This window comes from Stutzerimonas frequens, assembly GCF_024448335.1.
GTDB classification, from domain to species: Bacteria; Pseudomonadota; Gammaproteobacteria; order Pseudomonadales; family Pseudomonadaceae; genus Stutzerimonas; species Stutzerimonas frequens.
This window is the reverse complement of sequence record NZ_JAMOHM010000003.1, coordinates 107415-131347: the sequence shown is the minus strand read 5'-3', so window position 1 is coordinate 131347 and position 23933 is coordinate 107415. Positions and strand designations below refer to the sequence as shown.

Below are 23933 nucleotides of genomic sequence, written 5' to 3'. Positions count from 1 at the left end.
TTCTGCCAGACATTCTCGTTTCTGACAGCATCCTCGCAGTCGTGGCCTTCCCAAGTCAGGCACCGAAAGGCGAAGCGATCCTGGGCGCTGTCCCCGGCTGCTCAACGAATGCTGCTTCCAGGGTCAGCTTGCAGTGATACGCCACCTGGTCGCCTGAGAAACCGTCTATCGCCAGCTCCTTGTCGAACTGCAGCAGCGCGATCGCAGATGGGCGCAGCGGCAGAGCCTCTAGAAGGCTTTCCGGCAAACGAGATTACCAAAATTACTCGTTTTCGAAGGGTCAAGATAAAACGCGGTGATCGCCGGCCGGCGTGTTTTTGGTCCGCCGCCTCTCTTCCTTTGGGACCAAACACACACTAATTTGCCGCCCCCAGAAACGCGAAAGCCCCGGAATCCGGGGCTTTCAGCTTTTCACATGGTGCGGACGGAGAGACTCGAACTCTCACACCTTGCGGCGCCAGAACCTAAATCTGGTGTGTCTACCAATTTCACCACGTCCGCCAAGCGGGCTAAACGAAAACGCCAGGCAGCGCCTGGCGTTCTCGAGAATATGGGGTGGACGAAGGGGATCGAACCCTCGACACCAGGAGCCACAATCCTGTGCTCTACCAACTGAGCTACGCCCACCATATTGCATTTGCTTGTGCCAGAGCCCGAAATGGCGCACCCGGCAGGACTCGAACCTGCGACCATCCGCTTAGAAGGCGGATGCTCTATCCAGCTGAGCTACGGGCGCTTTTATCTGCATTCTGTTCGGAGCGCAGACTTGAAGCTCCGGCTATTGAAAGAAGTCGCCTTCTTCGTAAGCCATCTTACCCAGCAGCAGGCTGTGCTCGACAAGCGGGGCGAATGTTATAGAGGCCCCAAACAGTCGTCAACAGCAAATTGAAAAAAATTTCAGTTAGATAAAGGGGTTACAGGTGACGAACGCTGCTTCGCCTTTGCCGTATCGCTACGACATGCGAGAATACGCGCCCTTTCCAAGTCCTCTCCAATGGTTAACCAAGCGTCATGACCGCAAAACTGATCGACGGTAAAACGATTGCTGCCAACATTCGCCAACAGATCTCCGGTCGTGTTGCCGAACGTCGCGCCCAAGGGCTCCGCGCACCCGGCCTCGCCGTGATTCTGGTCGGCAGCGATCCAGCCTCCCAGGTGTATGTGGCGCACAAGCGCAAAGATTGCGAGGAGGTGGGCTTCAACTCTGTCGCCCATGATCTGCCAAGCGATACCCGCCAGGAAGACCTGTTGGCCCTGATCGATCAGCTCAATGACGACTCTTCGATCGACGGCATTCTCGTCCAGCTGCCTCTGCCCAAGCATCTGGATGCATCCCAGCTGCTGGAGCGCATCCGCCCGGACAAGGACGTGGACGGTTTCCACCCCTATAACGTCGGCCGCCTCGCGCAGCGTATGCCATTGCTGCGCCCATGCACGCCGAAAGGCATCATGACGTTGCTTGAAAGCACCGGTGTCGACCTGCATGGGCTGGATGCGGTCGTGGTCGGCGCCTCGAACATCGTCGGTCGGCCTATGGCGCTGGAGCTGCTGTTGGCCGGCTGCACCACTACCGTAACCCACCGCTTCACCCGCAATCTCGAAGAGCACGTACGGCGGGCCGACCTGGTCGTGGTCGCAACCGGCATCACTGGCCTGGTCAAGGGTGAATGGATCAAGCCCGGCGCAATCGTCATCGACGTCGGCATCAACCGCCAGGCTGATGGCCGTCTGCTCGGCGACGTGGAATTCGAACCAGCCAGCGAGCGCGCCGCATGGATCACCCCGGTACCGGGCGGCGTCGGCCCGATGACCCGCGCCTGCCTGCTGGAAAATACCCTGCACGCCGCAGAACATCTGCACGACTGATCGTGAACGACGCAAACAAGAACGGCGCCCTTCGGCGCCGTTTTTTGTTGCATTGGACTATTCAGCCAGACGCCAGGTCGTCCCGCCCTTACCGTCCTCCAGCACCACACCCATGGCGCTGAGCTGATCGCGGATACGGTCGGACTCGGCCCAGTTCTTTTCCGCTCTCGCCGCCAAACGCGCGGCGATCAGCGCCTCGACCTCGGCAGCGTCAACCTTGCCAGCAGCTCCCGCCTGCAGGAAGGCATCGGGCTCCAACTGCAGTACGCCGAGCACACCGGCAAGCACCTTGAGCTGAGCAGCCAGCGCGGCAGCAGCAGCAAGATCGGTCTCACGCAGGCGGTTGACCTCACGCACCATATCGAACAGCACCGCGCACGCTTCTGGCGAGTTGAAATCGTCGTCCATCGCCGCGCCGAAGCGCGCCACGAACGCCTCGCCACCGGCAGGCGCCGCGTCAGGCAGGCCTTTCAAGCCGTTGTAGAAGCGCTCCAGCGCGCCTTTGGCTTCGCGCAGGCTGTCCTCGGAGTAGTTGATCGGGCTGCGGTAGTGGCTGGATACCAGCAGGTAGCGCACCACCTCCGGGTGGTACTTCTCCAGCACTTCGCGGATGGTGAAGAAATTGCCCAGGCTCTTAGACATTTTCTCGCCATCGACCCGCACCGCGCCCGCGTGCATCCAGACATTGGCGTACTGCTTGCCGGTCGCGGCCTCGCTCTGCGCGATCTCGTTCTCATGGTGCGGAAACACCAAATCCGGGCCGCCTCCATGGATGTCGAACGTCTCGCCCAGGCAGCAGGTGGACATTACCGAACACTCGATATGCCAACCGGGACGCCCAGCACCCCACGGCGAATCCCAGCTAGGCTCGCCCGGCTTGGCGCCCTTCCACAGCACGAAGTCCAGCGGATCTTCCTTGGCTTCATCCACTTCAATACGCGCGCCGATCTTCAGGTCTTCGATCTTGCGCCGCGACAACTTGCCGTAACCGACGAATTTGCCGACCCGGTAGTAGACATCACCGTTGCCCGGCGCATAAGCGAAGCCCTTGTCGATCAGGGTCTGGATCATCGTATGCATGCCGGCGATATGGTCGGTGGCGCGAGGTTCGAGATCCGGACGCAACACGTTGAGGCGCGTCTCGTCTTCATGCATCGCCGCAATCATGCGCTCGACCAGCGCCTGGAACGGCTCACCGTTGTCAGTGGCACGGCGGATGATCTTGTCATCGATGTCGGTGATGTTACGCACGTAGGTCACGTCGTAGCCGCGCTGGCGCAGCCAGCGGGTGACCACGTCGAACGCCACCATCACCCGTGCATGACCGATGTGGCAGAAGTCGTAGACCGTCATGCCACAGACGTACATGCGCACCTTGTTGCCTTCCAGCGGGCGGAACGCTTCCTTGGTCTTGGTCAGGGTGTTGTAGATCGCCAGCGCCATCATTGACCCCAGGAGTCACGCAGCGTGACGGTGCGATTGAACACAGGAGCGCCGGGCTTGCTGTCCTTCATGTCGGCGCAGAAATAGCCTTCACGCTCGAACTGAAAGCGCTCTTCAGGAGCCACATCCGCCAGCGAAGGCTCGGCGCGACACCCCTTGAGCACGACGAGCGACTCGGGGTTGATATTGTCCAGGAAGCTGCCGCCCTCCTCGTCCTTCTCAGGATTGGCGGAACGGAACAGACGATCGTACAGACGCACCTCGCACTCGACGCTTTCGGCAGCCGGCACCCAGTGGATCACACCCTTGACCTTGCGGCCTTCGGGGTTCTTGCCCAAGGTATTTTCGTCGTAGCTGCAGCGCAGCTCGACGACGTTTCCGGCCTCGTCCTTGATCGCCTCATCGGCACGGATCACGTAGCTGCCGCGCAGTCGCACTTCGCCGCCAGGAACCAGTCGTTTGAAGCCCGCCGGCGGGACTTCTTCGAAGTCGCCCGCATCGATGTAGATCTCGCGGCTGAACGGCAGCACCCGCACCCCCATGTCCTGCTTCGGATGACGCGGCAGCTCGAGGTTCTCGCTCGTCCCTTCCGGATAGTTGGTAATCACCACCTTGAGCGGCTTGAGCACGCACATGGCACGCGCAGCGTTGGCGTCCAGGTCTTCGCGAATCGCGAATTCCAGCATGCCGATGTCGACGACGCCGCCTGCGCGATTCACACCGATCATGTCGCAAAAGTTGCGGATCGAGGCCGGGGTGTAGCCGCGGCGCCGGAAGCCGGAGAGCGTCGACATGCGCGGGTCGTCCCAACCGCTCACATGCCTCTCATCCACCAGCTGCTTGAGCTTGCGCTTGCTGGTGATGGTGTAGTTCAGGTTGAGACGGGCGAACTCGTACTGGCGCGGCTGGGCCGGCACCGGCAGGTTGGCCAGGAACCACTCGTACAACGGGCGATGATCCTCGAATTCGAGGGTGCAGATGGAATGCGTGATGCCCTCGATGGCGTCCGACTGCCCGTGAGTGAAGTCGTAGCTCGGATAGATGCACCACTTGTCGCCCGTCTGGTGATGGTGCGCATGGCGAATGCGATAGAGGATCGGGTCGCGCAGATTCATGTTCGGCGAGGCCATATCGATCTTCGCCCGTAGCGCACGGGCGCCATCCGGGAACTCGCCTGCCTTCATGCGGGCGAACAGGTCGAGGTTCTCCTCCACCGAACGCTCGCGGAACGGGCTGTTCTTGCCAGGCTCGGTCAGGCTGCCACGGTACTCACGGGCCTGCTCGGGTGTCAGGTCACAGACATACGCCTTGCCCGCCTTGATCAGCTCTACCGCCCAGTCATGCAGCTGATCGAAGTAATTGGAGGCGTAGCGTTCCTCGCCGGCCCACTGGAAGCCCAGCCACTGCACGTCGCTCTTGATCGCGTCGATGTACTCCTGGTCTTCCTTGGCCGGGTTGGTGTCATCGAAGCGCAGGTTGCACTCGCCACCGAACTCCTTCGCCAGGCCGAAGTTCAGGCAAATCGACTTGGCATGCCCGATGTGCAGATAGCCATTGGGCTCCGGCGGGAAGCGAGTGACGATCTTGGCGTGCTTGCCGGAGTCCAGGTCAGCCTGGACGATCGGACGGAGAAAATTGCTAGCGGCGGGAGTCTCGGGCTTGCTCATGATGTCCTTAACGTCAGCGAGTGTGCGGCTTAACAGAGAGGCTTACAAATATAACGAGCGATGGCCAGGCAATGAGATCAGCGCAAAAAGCGGAATGTACAAAGTCGTACATAAGCATTTTGAGACCATTTCAACGTCGCAGGGCCGAGTGCAGTAGCTTGTAAATACCCACTCAGGGTAGGCCGACCAAATCAAAGCGCCTATCATAGCGGACCCGTCAACCCCCTGACAGAGCAATGCGCTCAGGGGATACCGCCATCAGTGACTGGCGGCACTCGGTAACGACGACCCTTGCAGCGGCGCGCCCGCACCAACGAAACGGAACCCCTCCCGATGATCAAACTGCACACCAACTACGGCGTCATCACCGTCAATCTGTTCGAAGACAAGGCTCCGGAAACAACTGCCAACTTCAAGGAATATGTGAAGAGCGGCCACTACGACGGCACCATCTTTCATCGCGTGATCAGCAATTTCATGATCCAGGGCGGCGGTTTCGAGCCAGGCATGAAGCAGAAGTCCACTCGCGCGCCGATCAAGAACGAGGCCAACAATGGTCTGTCGAACAAAACCGGCACTCTGGCCATGGCGCGCACCATGGAACCGCATTCGGCGTCCGCGCAGTTCTTCATCAACGTGAAGGACAACGACTTCCTCGATCACAGTGCGCCTACCGTACAGGGTTGGGGCTATGCCGTGTTCGGCGAGGTGACCGAGGGCATGGATGTGGTCGAGAAGATCAAGGGTGTGGCAACGACCATGAAGTCCGGCCACCAGGACGTCCCGGTCGAGGACGTGGTGATCGAGAAGGCCGAGATCGTCGAGTAATCGCGAGTGATCCTGCTGATCTCAGATCTGCATCTGGAAGAGGAACGCCCGGACATCACCCGGGCGTTTCTGCATTTTCTCGCGACGCGCGCTACCCAGGCCGAAGCCCTATACATTCTCGGTGACTTCTTCGAGGTCTGGATTGGCGACGACGCCATGACGCCGTTCCAGGAATCGATTGCCCGCGCCCTGCGTGCGTTGCGCGAGCGCGGCGTCAGAATCTATCTGATGCACGGCAACCGCGACTTCATGCTCGGCCAGACCTTCTGCCGCAAGGCCGGCTGCAAGCTGCTGGCTGATCCGAGTGTGGTCCAGCTCTGCGGCGAGCCGGTACTGCTGATGCACGGCGACAGTCTGTGTACCCGCGATGAAGGTTACATGCGGCTACGCCGGCTGCTGCGCAACCCCCTCAGCCTGTTCGTTCTGCGCAACCTGCCGCTCGCGACTCGCCGGAAACTCGCCCGCAAGCTGCGCAACGAAAGCCGCAGCCAGACCCGAATGAAAGCCAGCGACATCATCGACGTCACCCCGGAACTGATACCCGGCGTGCTGGCCGAACATGGCGTTCGCACGCTGATCCACGGTCATACTCATCGACCGGCGACACATGACTTCGAGGTAGATGGCCAACCCGCCAAACGGATCGTGCTGGGCGACTGGGATCGGCAGGGCTGGGCATTGCAGGTGGATGAAAACGGCTACCACCAGGCGCCATTCGCCCTGAGCTAGGCTGCCAGCGGCACGCCGCTGTGAAACCGGAACTCGCTGTCCGGGCTTTCGATCAATTCCCGTTCCCGCTCGCGCACCCGAACGATGGTGGCATCCACATCGGCGGCGTCGCCGTACTGATAGGCCAGCTTCAGGTAATCCTGGAAGTGCCGCGCTTCCGACTTGAGCAGCCCGTGATAGAACTTGCCCAGCTCTTCATCCAGATGCGGTACCAACATGGCGAAGCGCTCGCAAGAGCGCGCCTCGATAAAGGCACCGATCACCAGCGTGTCGGTTAGTCGATAGGGCTCATGATTGCGTACGAGTTCGCGCAACCCGGCGGCATAACGAGACGAGCCGACATTGCGTAACTCGATCTCACGGCGACGGATGATCGCCAGCACCTGCTCGAAATGGCGCAACTCCTCGCGCGCCAGACGCGACATCTTGTTCTGCAGATCCGGCTTGTCGACATAGCGGAACATCAACTGGAACGCCGACCCCGCTGCCTTTTTTTCGCAGTTGCCGTGGTCGATCAGCATCACGTCCTGATTCTGCAAGGCAGCGTCTACCCAGGCAGCGGGAGTGACGCAGGCGAGGAACTCATTCAGATCAGGAAGCATGTCGAACCTTGCATATTCAGGAACAAAATAGTGGGTCATCGCGTGGTGCCGCCCGACACCGCGCGGGCATTATACGAATGCCGCGCGGAGCAGCCAGTCTTGCTTGATATACATCACAACTGGCGTCGCAGGCTTGTCTATAGTTGACCAACCCGCATCAGGAAATGGAGCCGATCATGCAAGCCATTCGCTGCATCCTCGTGGTAATTGACCCGAACCAGCCACAAGAGCTGGCCCTCAAGCGCGCGCGCCTGATCTCGACTGTCAGCCAATCTCACCTGCATCTGCTGATCTGCGACACCAGACACGACCACAGTGCACACCTGAGCGCATTGCGAGAGCAGCTCGAATCCGAAGGCCATCAGACGACCACGCAACAGGCGTGGCACGAGAGCGTCCACCAGACCATTATCAGCGTGCAACAAGCAGAAGGCTGCGGCCTGGTGGTCAAGCAGCACGTGCCGGACAATCCACTGAAGCGCGCCCTGCTGACTCCGGAGGACTGGAAGCTGCTGCGCTACTGCCCCTGCCCGGTGCTGATGGTGAAAACCGACAAGCCATGGACCGGCGGCAACATCCTCGCCGCCGTGGACGTTGGCAACGCCGACCTCGAACACCGCACGCTGCATACGACGATCGTCAATCACGGATTCGAGATCGCCAACCTCGCCGATGGCAATCTCCACGTCATCAGCGCCCATCCGTCGGCGATGTTGTCTGCCGCAGATCCGGCCTTTCAGCTGAAAGAGACCATCGAGGCGAGATATCGCGACGCCTGCAAGCAGTTTCAGGAAGATTTCGCTATCCCGAACGAACGTCTGCATGTTGTCGAAGGGCCGGCCGATGCATTGATTCCCCGCGTTTGCCATCAGCTCAATGCGGTCGTAACCATCATCGGAACCGTGGCACGAACCGGATTCTCGGGCGCCCTCATGGGCAATACTGCAGAAGTGGTACTCGATACGCTGGAAAGCGACGTCCTGGTACTCAAGCCAGATGACATCATCGATCACCTGGAAGACCTTGTGCGCCATTGATCCAACGCGCGGAAGCCTCGCCAGAGGCTTTCGCCTTCACACCCTCAGATCCATACCCTGGCGTATGAATTGCGGAGCGATATAGCGATCGTAGTGGGCCTCGGAAAGCAGAAAAAACTCTCGGTCAATGGCATCTCGCAGCTCAGGCAGCGCCCAGTCGCGAAACTCGGGCAACAGACTGACTCCGTATGCGTCCAGCTGTTGGATAAGCCGGGCGCCGCGCGCGATCAGCTGATAAGCCCAGCAGTAGGGAGACTGCTCGGCCACGAAGCGAATCTGCCTTGCTTCCAACTGCTGGCGCAGCAGCACGGCATCGAAGATCTCGAGTTTCGCCATCATCACCTGAGCGAGAAGAATCTCGAGGCGCCGCCAGACGGCCAACTTTTCCTGTTCAGCGTATGCGTTCCAGTTGACCACCTCGTGGTGAAAGCGCTTGCAGCCGCGACAGACGACATCACCGTACACGGTCGAACAGAGGCCTACGCAAGGAGTTTTGATGCGCTGAGTGGACATGAGCAGAAAAGCGGCATGGAGTACGGGCTGAGCATCTTAGACTTTTGTCCTACCAGGGTCACTCGCGCTGACATCCGGATGGCGGCAAATCACGCTGAAGCCCAGGCCAGACGGTACTCAGCGCATTCGAGGCGAGCCGACAGGCGTTGGCGCAACACCCATAGCAGGCGGTCCTCGACTTAACTTCGCGAGCCATTTCCAGTAGACTTAGCCCGCCGTTTTTGGCGCCACATTCCATACGAAGCTGTTTTCAAAGCGTCACGAGCACAGTTGAACCGGCTGCGTGCCGGATGCGCAGAATTGCCTTTCTCCTGCCCATCCGGCGTCGCCCGCCCGGCGTAAAACTTTGAAAACAGCTTCCGGATGCGCGTCCCGAAACACCCAAGGGACCAATGATGAGGGTAAAAACTGTGCTTGAAGCCTATCGCAAACACGTAGAAGAGCGTGCCGCCCAGGGCGTCGTGCCCCAGCCGCTGAACGCCGAGCAAACCGCAGGCCTGGTCGAGCTGCTGAAGAACCCGCCGGCCGGCGAAGAAGAATTCCTCGTTGACCTGATCACCAACCGCGTCCCTGCTGGCGTCGACGAAGCCGCCTACGTCAAGGCCGGTTTCCTGTCCGCCCTGGCCAAAGGTGAAACCTCCTCGCCGCTGCTGAGCAAGCAGCGCGCCGTCGAGCTGCTGGGCACCATGCAGGGCGGCTACAACATCGCCACCCTGGTCGAGCTGCTGGATAACGCCGAGCTGGGCGCTGTCGCCGCCGAGCAGCTGAAGCACACCCTGCTGATGTTCGACGCCTTCCACGATGTGGCCGAGAAAGCCAAAGCCGGCAACGAGCACGCCAAGGCCGTCATGCAGTCCTGGGCCGAAGGCGAGTGGTTCACCAACCGCCCGGCAGTTGCCGAAAAAGTCACCCTGTCCGTGTTCAAGGTCACTGGCGAAACCAACACCGACGACCTGTCGCCTGCTCCGGACGCCTGGTCGCGCCCTGACATCCCACTGCACGCCCTGGCCATGCTGAAAATGGCCCGTGATGGCATCAACCCGGACGTGCCGGGCTCGGTTGGCCCGATCAAGCAGATGGAAGAACTGAAAGCCAAGGGCTTCCCGGTTGCATACGTCGGCGACGTGGTCGGTACCGGTTCTTCGCGCAAGTCGGCCACCAACTCCGTGCTGTGGTTCTTCGGTGATGACATTCCGAACGTACCGAACAAGCGCGCCGGTGGCTTCTGCTTCGGCACCAAGATCGCTCCGATCTTCTACAACACCATGGAAGATGCCGGCGCACTGCCGATCGAGTTCGACTGCAGCAACCTCGCCATGGGCGACGTGATCGACGTCTATCCGTACGCTGGCAAGGTTTGCAAGCACGGCACCGATGAAGTGATCACCACTTTCGAGCTGAAAACCGACGTACTGCTGGACGAAGTCCGTGCTGGCGGTCGTATCCCGCTGATCATCGGTCGCGGCCTGACCGAGAAGGCCCGCGCCGAGCTGGGTCTGGCTCCGTCCACCCTGTTCAAGAAGCCGGAAGCGCCGGCTGACAGCGGCAAAGGCTTCACCCTCGCACAGAAGATGGTCGGTCGCGCATGCGGTCTGCCGGAAGGCCAAGGCGTTCGCCCGGGCACCTACTGCGAGCCGAAGATGACCACCGTCGGCTCCCAGGACACCACTGGCCCGATGACCCGCGACGAGCTGAAGGACCTGGCCTGCCTCGGCTTCTCCGCCGACCTGGTCATGCAGTCGTTCTGCCACACCGCGGCCTATCCGAAGCCGATCGACGTCAATACCCATCACACCCTGCCGGACTTCATCATGAACCGCAGCGGCGTGTCGCTGCGTCCTGGCGACGGCATCATTCACAGCTGGCTGAACCGCATGCTGCTTCCGGATACCGTTGGTACCGGTGGTGACTCGCACACCCGTTTCCCGATCGGTATCTCCTTCCCGGCCGGTTCCGGCCTGGTCGCCTTCGCTGCCGCCACTGGCGTCATGCCGCTGGACATGCCGGAATCCGTACTGGTGCGCTTCAAGGGCCAAATGCAGCCGGGCATCACACTGCGCGACCTGGTCCATGCCATCCCGTACTACGCCATCCAGCAAGGCCTGCTGACTGTCGAGAAGAAGGGCAAGAAGAACATCTTCTCCGGCCGCATCCTCGAGATCGAAGGTCTGAACCAGCTGACCGTCGAGCAAGCGTTCGAACTGTCCGACGCCTCCGCCGAGCGTTCGGCTGCCGGTTGCACCATCAAGCTGCCGGAAGAGTCGATCGCCGAGTACCTGAAGTCGAACATCACCATGCTGCGCTGGATGATCAGCGAAGGCTATGGCGATGCCCGCACCCTCGAGCGTCGTGCCCAGGCGATGGAAGCCTGGCTGGCCGATCCGAAGCTGCTGGAAGCCGACAAGGACGCTGAATACGCTGCTGTGATCGAGATCGACCTGTCCGAAGTGAAAGAGCCCGTGCTCTGCGCACCGAACGACCCGGACGATGCCCGCCTGCTGTCCACCGTTGCTGGCGAGAAGATCGATGAAGTCTTCATCGGCTCCTGCATGACCAACATCGGCCACTTCCGCGCTGCCGGCAAGCTGCTCGACAAGGTCAAGGGTGGTATTCCGACCCGTCTGTGGCTGGCTCCGCCGACCAAAATGGACGCTCACCAGCTGACCGAAGAAGGCTACTACGGCATCTACGGCAAGGCTGGCGCGCGTATGGAAATGCCGGGCTGCTCCCTGTGCATGGGTAACCAGGCTCGCGTTCAGACCGGTTCGACCGTCGTCTCCACTTCGACCCGTAACTTCCCGAACCGCCTCGGCGACGCCACCAATGTATACCTGGCCTCGGCCGAACTGGCAGCGGTAGCCTCCATCATCGGCAAGCTGCCGACTGTTGCGGAGTACATGGAGTACGCGAAGAACATCGACAGCATGGCTGCCGACATCTATCGCTACCTTTCCTTCGACCAGATCGCCGAGTTCCGTGAGGCTGCGGAAAAGGCCAAGATCAAGGTCGTCGAAGTCTGATGACGCTGTAATGCAATAAAAAACCCCGCTTCGGCGGGGTTTTTTATGCCCACGGATTTCTTCGCCCGGCTGATGTTTATCCGGTCAGCCATTTGTATACGGCAGCATCGCAACCGCCAGCCGCGGCCCGAAGCGCAGCGCAGCGGCGGCACTTTTGCTACAGACAAAGAAAAGCCCGGACTAAGCCGGGCTTTTCGAGCTTGAAGGCTTCAGCCCAGCATTACTGAACCTGAGCTTCTACCTCGGCCTCAACACGACGGTTGATCTGACGACCTTCCTCGGTGGAGTTATCAGCAACTGGACGGGATTCGCCATAACCGACGGAGTTCACACGACCGCCTTCAACGCCATACTCGTTGACCAGAACGTTGCGTACTGCTTCAGCACGACGCTCGGACAAGCGCTGGTTGTACTGGTCGGTGCCAACGGAGTCGGTGTGACCTTCGACCACGGTGGTGGTTTGCGGGTACTGCTGCATGAAATCAGCGAGGTTCTTGATGTCGCTGTAGCTTTCTTCGCGGACGCGCGACTTGTCGAAGTCGAACTTGACGTCCAGCTCGACGCGTACGACTTCCGGAGCCGGTTCCGGCTCGGTGTCAACGATCGGAGCCGGGGCCGGTTCCGGAGTCGGCTCAACGGCAGCAACCTGACGGGCACCGCCACCGAAGTTCAGACCGACACCAACGCCAGCCATCCACTCGGCTTCATCAGCATCGATGTTGTACATGCCATCAACGCTGGCCTTGGCAAAGAAGTTCTCGGTGAAGTAGTACTTCAGGCCGGTGCCCACGTTGGCAAAGGTGCTGTGGTCACGACCACTGCGGGCGGCCTGGCCAATGCTCTGATGAGCAACGCCAGCGGAGACGTACGGACGCAGACCAACGCCCGGAGCGCCAAAATGATAGGCAGCATCGAGGGAAGTCAGGCTGCCCTTGATGTTCTTGTGGCTGCCATCGGCGCCAACCGGATCCTTGGAGGTCAGGTCGTGATACTCGCCATAGGAAAGACCCAGCGAAACATCGTCGGTAAGGAAGTAGCTGACGCCAGCACCGTAGAGCTCGCCGTCACGCTGTACGTCACGCGAGCTATCGGTGAAGTAGTGCTTGCCGAACGCTTCCACCTCTACGGCACCCTGTCCTTGGGCCAGCGCGCTAAGAGAAGTGGCGGCAACCATCGAACCGATAACGACGCCTAAGGTGTTTTTAAGTTTCATCCGTAAATCCCCATCTGGTGGTTAGAATCAGAACAATCTAAGGAAACCGGCTGTCTGTATGCCCAAGCTGTTCGCAAGGTATAAGACAAGTTTCCGGGATTAAGTTTCAGCGGTATCCGAAAATTTTTCTCGCAGCTTGTCGAGCGCGCGCTTGTATCGCATCTTCGTCGCGCTTAAACCCATGTGCATGATATCGGCAATTTCCTGGAACTCGAGTTCAGCAACAAAACGCAACACCAATATCTCGCGATCGATTGGATTCACATGTACGAGCCATCGGTCGAGACCGGCCTTCTCTTCGATCTTTGGCGCCTTTTCGTCTGAGGCTTCCTCGAGCGGATCCAGGCTCAGCGCATCGAGCAGGCGTCGCTTGCGGCGCTCTTTGCGATATTGGGTAATGCACTCATTATAAGTGATGCTATATAGCCAGGTCTTGAACTTGGACTTGCCTTCAAAGTTCTTCAACCCATATAACACCTTGAGCATAACTTCCTGGCACACGTCATCGGCATCCCGCTCGTTCCCCAAGTAACGCGCACAAACATTGAACAACGTGCGCTGATAGCGACGCATCAACTCTTCATACGCTCGGGTTATATGAAACAGTTCGACGTGAGCATGCCGCACCAGCTCTTCATCGCTGAGCTGGCGTGGATCGTAGCGCGAAATGGACGTTGGGGTTTTAGTCAAGACGCTTCGAGCCGGCAGTCAAAATCTCGGCCGCCAATCATGGAAACCGGAAAAAAGGCGACGTACTTTACCAGATACTCAGGGCTAGCGGCTGCCGACTCGCTGTTCGAGTAGCACTTTGTTCGCCACGGACATCAGCTCGCCGTCATCGGTAAGCAATAAGGTTTTCACCGTACCGATTTCCTCGATCTGGCCTTCCATGTCAGGCAGCCGTACCTTTTGGCCCACTTCGTAGAGTTCACGCACATAGATTCCAGCCAGGATCTGACTTACCAGCTCACGACTACCGAGACCAAGGGCCAGCGCAACCGCGAGGCCGACCGTGATCAGTACGATGGCAATCACATAATTGAGCAGCTCGGTCTTGACCTCGAGCTGCCCAATCGCCACGGAAATGCTGATGATTATCACCAGGCCCTGCGCCATTCGCGCCAAACCGTTCGCGTAATCAAGGCCGACACCCTCGGCGGCGCCTCGAACCAGACCGCTCAACAGCTGCGCCAGCAGGACACCAGCGAGCAGAACCAACGCAGCGCCGAAGACCTTCGGCACATAGAGCGCAAGCATGTCGAGGGTTGCCGAAACGCGCTCCAGCCCCAGCGATTCGGCGGCCGAGACCAGGAAGATCAGCAGCACGAACCAATACACCACCTTACCGATCAACGCCGAGACAGGGATGCGTATGCCCGCTCGGCCCAACAGTTTGGTAAGCCCGGTTCCGGCCATCAGCCGATCCAATCCGACCTTGGCCAACACTTTGGATAACAAGGTATCGAGCAGTTTGGCTACCACGAACCCGAGCAATACAACGACCACGGCGCCGAACAGACGCGGAATGAAGGCCGCTACAGATGCCCAAAGCGAGCTCATCGCCGACAGCAGACTTTGGGTCCAGGGATCGAATTCCATGATCAATCAGCCTTATCGAAAGAACGGTTGGAAGCAGCCCGGCGGGAAACCGGTGCGAGATGTCGCGAGCCGCTATTGACGGCCATCAGCAATGCTTCGAGCCAGTGCCCTACCAGTGCAAACAGGTCGCCAGCACCCACCTGCCGGTTGGCCGTTTTCAGCACTCGCCCCAGGCAGGCGTCGTCATCGTGCACGGAGGGCTTGTTGAGCAGATCTCGCAGGGATTCTTCAAAGGGATCGCGCATGCAAACCTCGCTAAAGTATGTGGCCTAGACGGTCTATGGCCGGTCGGGAGTCACATTCAGAGCCAGCGGAGGCGCCGTAGCATCCACCATTGCAGCAAGGCGATACTGCCTATCAGCGCGCAGGCTACGGCGAACCCGTACGGGAAGTCGGCACCAGGTATGCCTCCGACGTTGATTCCGAGCAGTCCGGTGAGAAAGCTGAGCGGCAGAAAAAAGCCCGTAATGATAGCAAGCAGATACATGGTTCGGTTCATCCGCTCGCTCAGCCTGCGGTGTTCCGACTCCAGTACCAGATTGATCCGCTCCCGGACCATTTCGAGCTCTTCGAGATAACGGGTCAAGCGGTTGCTGAGCTCGTTCCAATACTCGGTGTCGTCCTCGACGAACCAGCTCAGTCTGTTACGCGTCAGCTGACCGTAGAGCTCCCGCTGGGGCAGCAGGAACCGGCGAAGGCCAGCCGCCTGCCGACGCAGGGAGAGCATCGAATCGTGCTCGGGGGTGTAGCGCTCGTTCGCCTCAAGCGCTTCTTCTTCCTTATCGATCCGCTCGGAGAGCTGCATGACGAGATCATCGACGCGATCGGTCATCGCCTCAGCGAGATAGATCAGCAGTTCAGACGCGGTTTTCGGCCCCCTTCCCTCCGACAGCAGCTGTATGACCACCTCTGTAGAGCGCAATGGTCGCAGCCGAAGAGAAATGACCCGTTGCCGGTCGGCGAACACGCGCACCGACACCATGTCTTCCGGTTCTGCATCGGGGTTCAGATTGACGCCGCGCAGGAAAAGCAGCAGCTCTTCCTGAGGCAAGGCCAGCATGCGAGGCCGCGTGTTCTCTTCCAGCAGCACATCGCAGGCAAAGGCACTGAGTCCGCTCTGCCTGCGCAACCACTGCTGCGCCTGGGGTTGGCTGCGATCCCAGTGCAACCAGAGGCTTTCATGCGCGTTCAGTTGCAAGGTCGGCAGGGCCTGATAGCCGATCTGTCGGGCACCGCCGCTGCCATCCAGAACAAACGCGTGGATCAGGCCGTTTTGCTCGCTATGAGATTCCCGCATCGATGTACCGTCGTCACTCATGAAAAGCCCGGCGAAGCCGGGCTCGGAACAGATGACGGGCATGCCCGTCAGTGCAGCGGATTACTGCGGCATCGACAGCGGCTCTGGCGACACAATGATGCCGTTGTTATCGGCATACACGTACTCGCCCGGACGGAACGTCACGCCGCAGAAAGTCACTGGAACGTTGAGATCGCCGATACCACGCTTGTCAGTCTTCATCGGGTGGCTGGCCAGCGCCTGCACGCCCAGCTCAGTCTGCGCGAGAACATCGACGTCGCGCACACAGCCGTAAATGATCAGGCCTTCCCAGCCGTTGCGTGCCGCTTTCTCGGCAAGCATGTCACCCAGCAGGGCGCGACGCAGTGAGCCGCCGCCGTCGACAACCATCACCTTGCCAGTACCATCGACATCAACCTGATCCTTGACCAGTGAGTTGTCCTCGAAGCACTTGACGGTCACGATCTCTCCGCCGAAGGAGTCGCGGCCACCGAAATTGCTGAACAGCGGTTCGACGACCTGCACCAGGTCAGGATAGGCGTCGCACAGATCAGGCGTGACGTATTGCATGGAAAGCTCCTTCTGCTAGGGATAACGACCTTTGAACCATCTGGCGCGACATATTAGCCGCAAGCGGCCAGTGGCGGAACGGACACGGATTTCCGGCACAAATGAAAACGGGGCTGACGCCCCGTTTTCGATCTACCGCAACGGTCAGATCTGGCGATCAGCCAGGAAGAACCAGGTATCCAGCACGGAATCCGGATTCAACGAAACGCTCTCGATGCCCTGCTCCATCAGCCACTTGGCCAGATCCGGATGATCCGACGGACCCTGGCCGCAGATACCAATGTACTTGCCGGCCTTGTTGCACGCCTGGATGGCGTTGGCGAGCAGCTTCTTCACCGCCGGATTACGCTCGTCGAACAAGTGGGCGATGATGCCGGAGTCGCGGTCCAGGCCCAGGGTCAGCTGGGTCATGTCGTTGGAGCCGATTGAGAAGCCATCGAAGAATTCGAGGAACTCGTCGGCCAGCAAGGCGTTAGACGGCAGTTCGCACATCATGATGACCCGCAGGCCATTCTCGCCACGCTTGAGGCCGTACTTCGCCAGCAGATCGACAACCTGGGAGGCTTCGCCCAGGGTGCGCACGAACGGGACCATCAGCTCGACGTTGGTCAGGCCCATGACGTCGCGGACCTTCTTCATCGCGCGGCATTCAAGCTCGAAGCAGTCACGGAACGAGTCGCTGATATAGCGAGAAGCACCGCGGAAGCCGAGCATCGGGTTCTCTTCTTCCGGCTCGTACAGCTTGCCGCCGATCAGGTTGGCGTACTCGTTGGACTTGAAGTCCGACAGGCGCACGATGACCTTCTTCGGCCAGAACGCTGCTGCCAGGGTGCTGACGCCCTCGACCAGCTTCTCGACATAGAAGTTGACCGGATCGTCGTAGCCAGCAATGCGCTTCTCCACGCTGCTCTTCACGTCGGCCGGCAAGCCGTCGAAGTTCAGCAGCGCCTTGGGGTGCACGCCGATCATGCGGTTGATGATGAACTCGAGACGGGCCAGGCCAACGCCTTCATTCGGCAGGTGGGCGAAGTCGAAGGCGCGGTCCGGGTTGCCGACGTTCATCATGATCTTGAACGGCAGCTCCGGCATGGCATCGATGGAGTTCTGGCGGATGTCGAAACCCAGCTCGCCATCGAAGATCAGGCCGGTATCGCCTTCGGCGCATGAAACAGTGACGCGCTGGCCATCCTTGAGGACTTCGGTGGCATTGCCGCAGCCGACGACGGCGGGAATACCCAGCTCACGGGCGATGATCGCTGCGTGGCAGGTGCGCCCGCCGCGGTTGGTAACGATCGCGCTGGCGCGCTTCATCACTGGCTCCCAATCCGGATCGGTCATGTCGGAGACCAGCACGTCGCCCGGCTGGACCTTGTCCATTTCGGTCACGTCGTGGATGACCTTGACCGGGCCTGCGCCGATGCGCTGGCCGATGGCACGACCCTCGACCAGTACGGTGCCCTTCTCCTTCAGCAGGTAGCGCTCCATTACGTTGGCGCTGCTGCGGCTCTTCACGGTTTCCGGACGGGCCTGGACGATGTACAGCTTGCCGTCGTCACCGTCCTTGGCCCATTCGATGTCCATCGGGCGGCCGTAGTGCTTCTCGATGATCATCGCCTGCTTGGCTAGGTTGGTGACCTCTTCATCGGTCAGGCAGAAGCGCGCGCGGTCGGCGGCATCGACGTCGACAGTCTTGACCGACTTGCCGGCCTTGGCTTCGTCGCCATAGACCATCTTGATCGCCTTGCTGCCCAGGTTGCGGCGCAGGATAGCCGGGCGACCGGCTTCCAGGGTCTGCTTGTGGACGTAGAACTCGTCCGGATTGACCGCACCCTGTACCACCGTCTCGCCGAGGCCGTAGGCGCCGGTGATGAACACCACGTCACGGAAGCCCGATTCGGTGTCGAGGGTGAACATCACACCAGCGGTGCCGGTTTCCGAGCGGACCATGCGCTGCACGCCGGCAGACAGGGCGACCAGTTTGTGATCGAAGCCCTGATGCACGCGGTAGGCGATGGCACGGTCGTTGAACAGCGAGGCGAACACTTCCTTGGCCGCGCGGATCACGTTGTCCACGCCACGGATGTTGAGGAAGGTTTCCTGCTGGCCGGCGAAGGAGGCATCCGGCAGATCTTCAGCAGTGGCCGAGGAGCGGACCGCGACGGCCATGTTGTCGTTGCCGCCGGACATTTCGGCGAAGGCCTTGCGAATGTCGGCGTCGAGCTGCGGCGGGAATTCAGCATCCATGACCCACTGACGGATCTGCGCGCCGGCCTTGGCCAGGGCGTTGACGTCATCCACATCAAGGGCGTCGAGCAGCGCGTGGATCTGATCGTTCAGACCGCTGAGTTCGAGGAAGTCGCGATAGGCCTGGGCCGTCGTGGCGAAACCGCCCGGTACGGAAACGCCGGCACCGGCGAGGTTGCTGATCATCTCGCCCAGGGAGGCGTTCTTGCCCCCTACACGCTCAACGTCATGATTGCCGAGCTTATCGAGGGAAACTACGTACTCTACCAAGGTGATCTCTCCACATTAGTGTTGGAAACTCAACCGGAGCCGGGCCGCACGACTGTGGCCCGACCCTGCAAAATAAGTAACAATGCCCGCCAACCGGGCTCGGCGAAGGGCCTACTATAGCTGGGAACCGTTCTCGACTTAAGGCCCAAGGCACATGAAACGAACTGCTTTCTTCATTTCGGACGGCACAGGCATCACCGCGGAAACCCTGGGCCAGAGTCTTCTGGCGCAGTTCGAGAACATCACTTTCACTAAACTGACGCGCCCGTATATCGACACCGCAGAAAAAGCGCGGGCCATGGTACAGCAAATCAATAATGCCGCGGAAAAGGACGGTGGTCGGCCGATCATCTTCGACACGCTGGTTAACCAGGAAATCCGTGACATTCTCGCCGAATCCAATGGCTTCATGATCGATATCTTCTCTTCGTTCCTTGCTCCGCTGGAACATGAACTGATGTCACGTTCCTCCTATTCCGTGGGCAAATCCCACTCGATCAGCCACAACACCAACTACATGGAGCGTATCGAGGCGGTCAACTTCGCCCTCGACAACGACGATGGTGCGCGCACCCGCTACTACGACAAGGCGGACCTCATCCTGGTTGGCGTTTCCCGCTGCGGCAAAACACCGACCTGCCTGTACATGGCGATGCAGTACGGCATCCGCGCCGCCAACTACCCGCTCACCGAGGACGACATGGAGCGCCTGCAGCTGCCCAGTGCACTCAAGGAGTACAAGGACAAGCTGTTCGGGCTCACCATCGACCCGGACCGCCTGGCTGCCATCCGCAACGAGCGCAAGCCCAACAGCCGTTATGCCAGCTTCGCTCAGTGCGAATTCGAAGTCCGCGAGGTGGAAAGTCTGTTCCGCCGCGAGAACATCAACTACATCAACTCGACCCATTTCTCCGTCGAGGAAATCTCGGCAAAGATCCTTGTGGAGAAAGGCGTCGAGCGTCGACTCAAATAAGTGCCGCTTCGCTAGACAACAAAAAGTCCGCTTGGTGCGGACTTTTTGCGTTTTTCAACCGGAAGAATTTGCTTTCCGGCGGCTGAAGCGCATCAGAAAGCGTCGCCTGGCACACGTACCCAGCCTTCCATCAGCACCCGCGCGCTGCGGCTCATGATGGCTTTGGTCACGGTCCACTGGCCGTTTATCTGCTTCGCCTCGGCACCGACGCGCAGGGTGCCGGACGGATGCCCGAAGCGCACGGCCTGACGCTCGCCACCACCCGCCGCGAGGTTGACCAGCGTGCCGGGCACCGCCGCCGCGGTGCCGATGGCCACTGCACAGGTGCCCATCATGGCGTGGTGCAGCTTGCCCATGGACAGTGCACGGACGAGTAGATCGACCTCACCCGCTTCGATGTTCTTGCCGGAGGACGCCCGATAGCTTTTCGGTTGGGAAACGAACGCAACCTTCGGCGTGTGCTGACGGGTCAGCGCCTCCTCTGCGGTCTTGATCAAGCCCATGCGCAGTGCACCGGCCACACGGATCGCCTCCAGACGTGCCAGCGCCTCCGGATTGCCGTTGATGTCCTCACGCAGCTCGGTGCCCTGGTAGCCGATGTCCTCTGCATTGACGAATACAGTGGGAATGCCGGCGCTGATCATGGTCGCCTTGAGCGTGCCGATACCGGGCACCTCCAACTCGTCGACCAGGTTGCCGGTGGGGAACATCGAGCCGCCCTCCTCGCCATCATCGGACGGATCGAGGAATTCCAGCACGATCTCGGCTGCCGGAAAGGTCACGCCGTCCAGCTCGAAATCGCCGGTTTCCTGCACCTGGCCGTCGGTGACCGGTACATGGGCGATGATGGTCTTGCCGATATTGGCCTGCCAGATCCGCACAACGCAGGTGCCGTTCTGTGGAATGCGCTCGGCATCCACCAGGCCGGCATGCAAGGCAAAGGCGCCCGCGCCAGTGGAAAGGTTGCCGCAGTTGCCGCTCCAGTCGACGAAGGACTTGTCGATCGACACCTGACCATAGAGGTATTCGACGTCGTGATCCGGCCGACTGCTCTTCGAAAGGATGACGCATTTGCTGGTACTGGACGTCGCGCCGCCCATGCCATCGATGTGCGCCGAATACGGGTCAGGGCTGCCGATCACGCGCATGAACAGCTTGTCGCGCGCAGCGCCCGGCACCTGGCAGCTCTCCGGCAGGTCCTGTAGGCGGAAGAACACGCCCTTGCTGGTGCCGCCACGCATGTAGGTGGCAGGAATCCTGATCTGGGGAAGATGAGCCATGGGAATCTGGTCCTCATGAAGCTGCGCCACCGGACGGTCGCGCAGAAATGAAATATCGCCGCTGCGCACGTGCTCTGCGGACGAACCACAGAGCACGCGCGGAACTGGCGTGCCTCAGGCCTGACCGAGGAAGTCCTTGGCAAAGCGCTGCAGTACACCGCCAGCCTGGTAGACGCTGACCTCGGCCGCGGTATCGAGACGGCAGGTCACCGGCACACGGGTTTCCTCACCGTTCTTACGATGCACGACCAGGGTCAGATCGCAACGCGGCGACAGCTCGCCTTCGATATCGAAGGTTTCGGTGCCGTCGAGGCCGAGGGTCAGGCGGGTGGTGCCCGGCTTGAACTCGACCGGCAGCACGCCCATGCCCACTAGGTTGGTGCGGTGGATGCGCTCGAAGCCTTCGGCGACGATCACTTCCACGCCGGCCAAGCGCACGCCCTTGGCCGCCCAGTCACGCGAGCTGCCCTGGCCATAGTCGGCACCGGCCACGATGATCAGGTTCTGCTTGCGGTTCATGTAGGTTTCGATGGCTTCCCACATGCGCATCACCTTGCCTTCCGGCTCGACGCGCGCCAGCGAACCCTTCTGCACCTTGCCGTCCACGACCGCCATCTCGTTGACCAGCTGCGGGTTGGCGAACGTCGCCCGTTGCGCAGTCAGGTGGTCGCCGCGGTGGGTGGCGTAGGAGTTGAAGTCCTCCTCCGGCAGGCCCATCTTCGCCAAGTACTCACCGGCGGCCGAATCCAGCAGGATCGCGTTGGATGGCGACAGGTGATCGGTGGTGATGTTGTCCGGCAGGATCGCCAGTGGGCGCATGCCCTTGAGCGTGCGCTCGCCAGCCAGGGCGCCTTCCCAGTACGGCGGACGACGGATGTAAGTGGACATCGGACGCCAATCGTACAGCGGACTCTTGGCTTCCTCGATGCTGCCCAGGTCGAACATCGGGATGTAGACCTGCTTGAACTGCCCCGGCTTGACCGAGGCGGCGACGATGGCGTCGATCTCCTCGTCGGATGGCCACAGGTCCTTCAGGGTAACCGGGTTGCCGTTCTTGTCGGTGCCCAGCACATCCTGTTCGATATCGAAGCGCACGGTACCGGCGATGGCGTAGGCGACCACCAGTGGCGGCGAGGCGAGGAATGCCTGCTTGGCATACGGGTGGATACGGCCATCGAAGTTGCGGTTACCGGAGAGGACCGCGGTGGCGTACAGGTCACGCTCGATGATCTCTTGCTGGATCTTCGGATCCAGTGCGCCGGACATGCCGTTACAGGTCGTGCAGGCATAGGCGACGATGCCGAAGCCGAGCTTCTCCAGTTCCGGCAGCAGGCCCGCCTCTTCCAGGTACAGCTTGGCCACCTTCGAGCCCGGCGCGAAGGATGTCTTCACCCAGGGCTTGCGCACCAGGCCAAGCTCGTTGGCCTTCTTCGCTAGCAGGCCGGCGGCGACCACGTTGCGCGGATTGGAGGTGTTGGTGCAGCTGGTGATGGCGGCGATGATCACCGCGCCATCCGGCAACCGGCCTTCGGCTTCCTCGGCGCGGGCTGCGGCCAGCTTGGCCTCGTCGGCGATACCGCGCTCGTGCAGGGCGGAGGTCGGCAGGCGCTTGTGCGGGTTGCTCGGACCGGCCATGTTGCGCACCACGCTGGACAGGTCGAACTCGAGCACGCGCTCGTACTCGGCGCCTTCCAGGGCAGTCGCCCACAGACCGGTTTCCTTGGCGTATTGCTCGACCAGCGCAACCTGCTCCGGCTCGCGACCGGTCAGCTTGAGGTAATCGATGGTCTGTTGGTCGATGTAGAACATCGAAGCGGTGGCGCCATACTCCGGGCACATGTTGGAGATGGTCGCGCGATCACCGATGGTCAGGCTGTCGGCGCCTTCGCCGAAGAACTCGACCCAGGCTCCGACGACACGTTCCTTGCGCAGGAACTCGGTCAGCGCGAGGACGATATCGGTCGCGGTGATACCCGGTTGACGCTTGCCGGTCAGACGCACACCGACGATGTCGGGCAGACGCATCATCGAGGGCAGGCCGAGCATCACGGTTTCGGCTTCCAGGCCGCCAACACCGATGGCGATCACGCCCAGCGCATCGACGTGCGGCGTATGCGAGTCGGTGCCGACACAGGTGTCCGGGAAGGCCACGCCGCCGCGGGCCTGGATCACCGGGGACATTTTCTCCAGGTTGATCTGGTGCATGATGCCGTTGCCGGCCGGAATCACGTCGACGTTCTTGAACGCGGTCTTGGTCCACTCGATAAAGTGGAAGCGGTCCTCGTTGCGACGCTCCTCGACGGCGCGGTTCTTCTCGAAGGCATCCGGATCGAAACCGGCATATTCCACCGCCAGCGAGTGGTCGACGATCAGCTGCGTCGGCACCACCGGGTTGACCTTGGCCGGATCCCCGCCCTGCTCCGCGATCGCATCACGCAGGCCGGCGAGATCGACCAGCGCGGTCTGGCCGAGGATGTCGTGGCAGACGACGCGAGCCGGATACCAGGGAAAGTCCAGATCGCGCTTGCGCTCGATGATCTGCTTCAGCGAATCGGTCAGCGCTTCGGGCTCACAGCGGCGCACCAGCTGTTCGGCCAGCACGCGGGAGGTATAGGGCAGTTTGTCGTAGGCGCCCGGCTGAATCGCTTCGATCGCCTCGCGGGTGTCGAAGTAGTCAAGCCCGGTGCCTGGCAAAGGTTTGCGGTGTTCTGTATTCATGCCGGAAGAACTCAATTCAATAATGTTCCGAGGGGCGAGGCCTGAGGAGCCCGCACAGCGGGCT

19 protein-coding genes and 3 tRNA genes are annotated in these 23933 nt (G+C 60.6%); 6 read left to right on the top strand and 16 right to left on the bottom strand.

The window, feature by feature from the left end; translation table 11 throughout:
* Positions 1-416 precede the first annotated feature (416 nt).
* The 3 genes from NAO55_RS05605 to NAO55_RS05595 form a co-directional block, all read right to left on the bottom strand.
* A tRNA-Leu gene (locus NAO55_RS05605) sits at positions 417-501 on the bottom strand.
* Positions 502-551: 50 nt separating this feature from the next.
* A tRNA-His gene (locus NAO55_RS05600) sits at positions 552-627 on the bottom strand.
* A 32-nt stretch (positions 628-659) separates the two neighbouring features.
* Positions 660-736 (bottom strand) — tRNA-Arg (locus NAO55_RS05595).
* A gap of 275 nt (positions 737-1011) precedes the next feature.
* On the opposite strand from NAO55_RS05595, the gene folD reads away from it, so the two are divergent.
* Positions 1012-1866 (top strand): bifunctional methylenetetrahydrofolate dehydrogenase/methenyltetrahydrofolate cyclohydrolase FolD, encoded by an 855-nt coding sequence (gene folD, locus NAO55_RS05590; protein ID WP_063543044.1) that lies wholly within the window; start codon positions 1012-1014, stop codon positions 1864-1866.
* Between the two features lie 57 nt (positions 1867-1923).
* Here folD and cysS read toward each other — a convergent pair whose 3' ends face one another.
* The gene (gene cysS, locus NAO55_RS05585) at positions 1924-3309 is read right to left on the bottom strand and encodes a cysteine--tRNA ligase (protein ID WP_102841149.1); all 1386 of its coding nucleotides are present in this window, start codon (positions 3307-3309) and stop codon (positions 1924-1926) included.
* Complete coding sequence (locus NAO55_RS05580) at positions 3309-4976, bottom strand: glutamine--tRNA ligase/YqeY domain fusion protein (RefSeq protein ID WP_102841150.1); 1668 nt, start codon at positions 4974-4976, stop codon at positions 3309-3311. The genes cysS and NAO55_RS05580 overlap by 1 nt, the downstream gene beginning before the upstream one ends.
* A 333-nt stretch (positions 4977-5309) precedes the next feature.
* Here NAO55_RS05580 and NAO55_RS05575 point away from each other — a divergent pair, with 333 nt between their 5' ends.
* Both NAO55_RS05575 and lpxH read left to right on the top strand, forming a co-directional pair.
* Positions 5310-5804 (top strand): peptidylprolyl isomerase, encoded by a 495-nt coding sequence (locus NAO55_RS05575; RefSeq protein ID WP_063543050.1) that lies wholly within the window; start codon positions 5310-5312, stop codon positions 5802-5804.
* A gap of 6 nt (positions 5805-5810) precedes the next feature.
* Entirely contained in the window at positions 5811-6533 is a 723-nt protein-coding gene (gene lpxH, locus NAO55_RS05570) for a UDP-2,3-diacylglucosamine diphosphatase (RefSeq protein ID WP_102841151.1), read from the top strand.
* Here lpxH and NAO55_RS05565 read toward each other — a convergent pair.
* Positions 6530-7135: a MiaE family protein gene (locus NAO55_RS05565; protein ID WP_063543054.1), complete on the bottom strand. Its 606-nt coding sequence runs from the start codon at positions 7133-7135 to the stop codon at positions 6530-6532. The two genes, lpxH and NAO55_RS05565, sit on opposite strands and share 4 nt — an antisense overlap.
* 176 nt (positions 7136-7311) lie before the next feature.
* On the opposite strand from NAO55_RS05565, the gene NAO55_RS05560 reads away from it, so the two are divergent.
* Entirely contained in the window at positions 7312-8172 is an 861-nt protein-coding gene (locus NAO55_RS05560) for a universal stress protein (RefSeq protein ID WP_102841440.1), read from the top strand.
* A 36-nt stretch (positions 8173-8208) separates the two neighbouring features.
* Here NAO55_RS05560 and NAO55_RS05555 read toward each other — a convergent pair whose 3' ends face one another.
* A complete protein-coding gene (locus tag NAO55_RS05555; protein WP_063543056.1) occupies positions 8209-8685 on the bottom strand; it encodes a DUF1289 domain-containing protein in 477 nt (158 codons plus the stop codon).
* Between the two features lie 410 nt (positions 8686-9095).
* Between NAO55_RS05555 and acnB the strand changes: the two genes are divergently transcribed.
* Positions 9096-11705 carry a bifunctional aconitate hydratase 2/2-methylisocitrate dehydratase gene (gene acnB / locus NAO55_RS05550; protein WP_102841152.1) on the top strand — a complete coding sequence of 870 codons (2610 nt, stop codon included), beginning with the start codon at positions 9096-9098 and terminating at the stop codon, positions 11703-11705.
* A 220-nt stretch (positions 11706-11925) separates the two neighbouring features.
* On the opposite strand, the gene NAO55_RS05545 is transcribed toward acnB, so the two are convergent.
* The 7 genes from NAO55_RS05545 to ppsA all read right to left on the bottom strand — a co-directional run bounded on the left by NAO55_RS05545 (position 11926) and on the right by ppsA (position 18898).
* Complete coding sequence (locus NAO55_RS05545; RefSeq protein ID WP_102841153.1) at positions 11926-12918, bottom strand: OmpA family protein; 993 nt, start codon at positions 12916-12918, stop codon at positions 11926-11928.
* A 99-nt stretch (positions 12919-13017) separates the two neighbouring features.
* Positions 13018-13608 carry an RNA polymerase sigma factor SigX gene (gene sigX / locus NAO55_RS05540; RefSeq protein WP_102841154.1) on the bottom strand — a complete coding sequence of 197 codons (591 nt, stop codon included), beginning with the start codon at positions 13606-13608 and terminating at the stop codon, positions 13018-13020.
* An 84-nt stretch (positions 13609-13692) separates the two neighbouring features.
* Positions 13693-14517, bottom strand: coding sequence for a mechanosensitive ion channel family protein (locus tag NAO55_RS05535; protein ID WP_063543064.1), 825 nt, complete (start codon positions 14515-14517; stop codon positions 13693-13695).
* A 2-nt stretch (positions 14518-14519) separates the two neighbouring features.
* A complete protein-coding gene (locus NAO55_RS05530) occupies positions 14520-14762 on the bottom strand; it encodes a CrfX protein (RefSeq protein WP_102841155.1) in 243 nt (80 codons plus the stop codon).
* Between the two features lie 56 nt (positions 14763-14818).
* Positions 14819-15814 carry a divalent cation transporter CmaX gene (gene cmaX / locus NAO55_RS05525; RefSeq protein ID WP_180981663.1) on the bottom strand — a complete coding sequence of 332 codons (996 nt, stop codon included), beginning with the start codon at positions 15812-15814 and terminating at the stop codon, positions 14819-14821.
* 81 nt (positions 15815-15895) lie between these two features.
* Positions 15896-16384 carry a ribonuclease E activity regulator RraA gene (gene rraA / locus NAO55_RS05520; protein WP_102841157.1) on the bottom strand — a complete coding sequence of 163 codons (489 nt, stop codon included), beginning with the start codon at positions 16382-16384 and terminating at the stop codon, positions 15896-15898.
* 144 nt (positions 16385-16528) lie between these two features.
* Positions 16529-18898, bottom strand: coding sequence for a phosphoenolpyruvate synthase (gene ppsA, locus NAO55_RS05515; RefSeq protein ID WP_102841158.1), 2370 nt, complete (start codon positions 18896-18898; stop codon positions 16529-16531).
* A gap of 154 nt (positions 18899-19052) precedes the next feature.
* Here ppsA and ppsR point away from each other — a divergent pair, with 154 nt between their 5' ends.
* Positions 19053-19871, top strand: coding sequence for a posphoenolpyruvate synthetase regulatory kinase/phosphorylase PpsR (gene ppsR / locus NAO55_RS05510; RefSeq protein WP_102841159.1), 819 nt, complete (start codon positions 19053-19055; stop codon positions 19869-19871).
* Between the two features lie 92 nt (positions 19872-19963).
* On the opposite strand, the gene prpF is transcribed toward ppsR, so the two are convergent.
* Together prpF and acnD are read right to left on the bottom strand one after the other, a co-directional pair.
* Positions 19964-21151, bottom strand: a complete 1188-nt coding sequence (prpF, locus tag NAO55_RS05505; protein WP_102841441.1) for a 2-methylaconitate cis-trans isomerase PrpF — start codon at positions 21149-21151, stop codon at positions 19964-19966.
* 114 nt (positions 21152-21265) lie between these two features.
* Positions 21266-23869, bottom strand: coding sequence for a Fe/S-dependent 2-methylisocitrate dehydratase AcnD (gene acnD, locus NAO55_RS05500; RefSeq protein ID WP_102841160.1), 2604 nt, complete (start codon positions 23867-23869; stop codon positions 21266-21268).
* Positions 23870-23933: the final 64 nt, after the last annotated feature.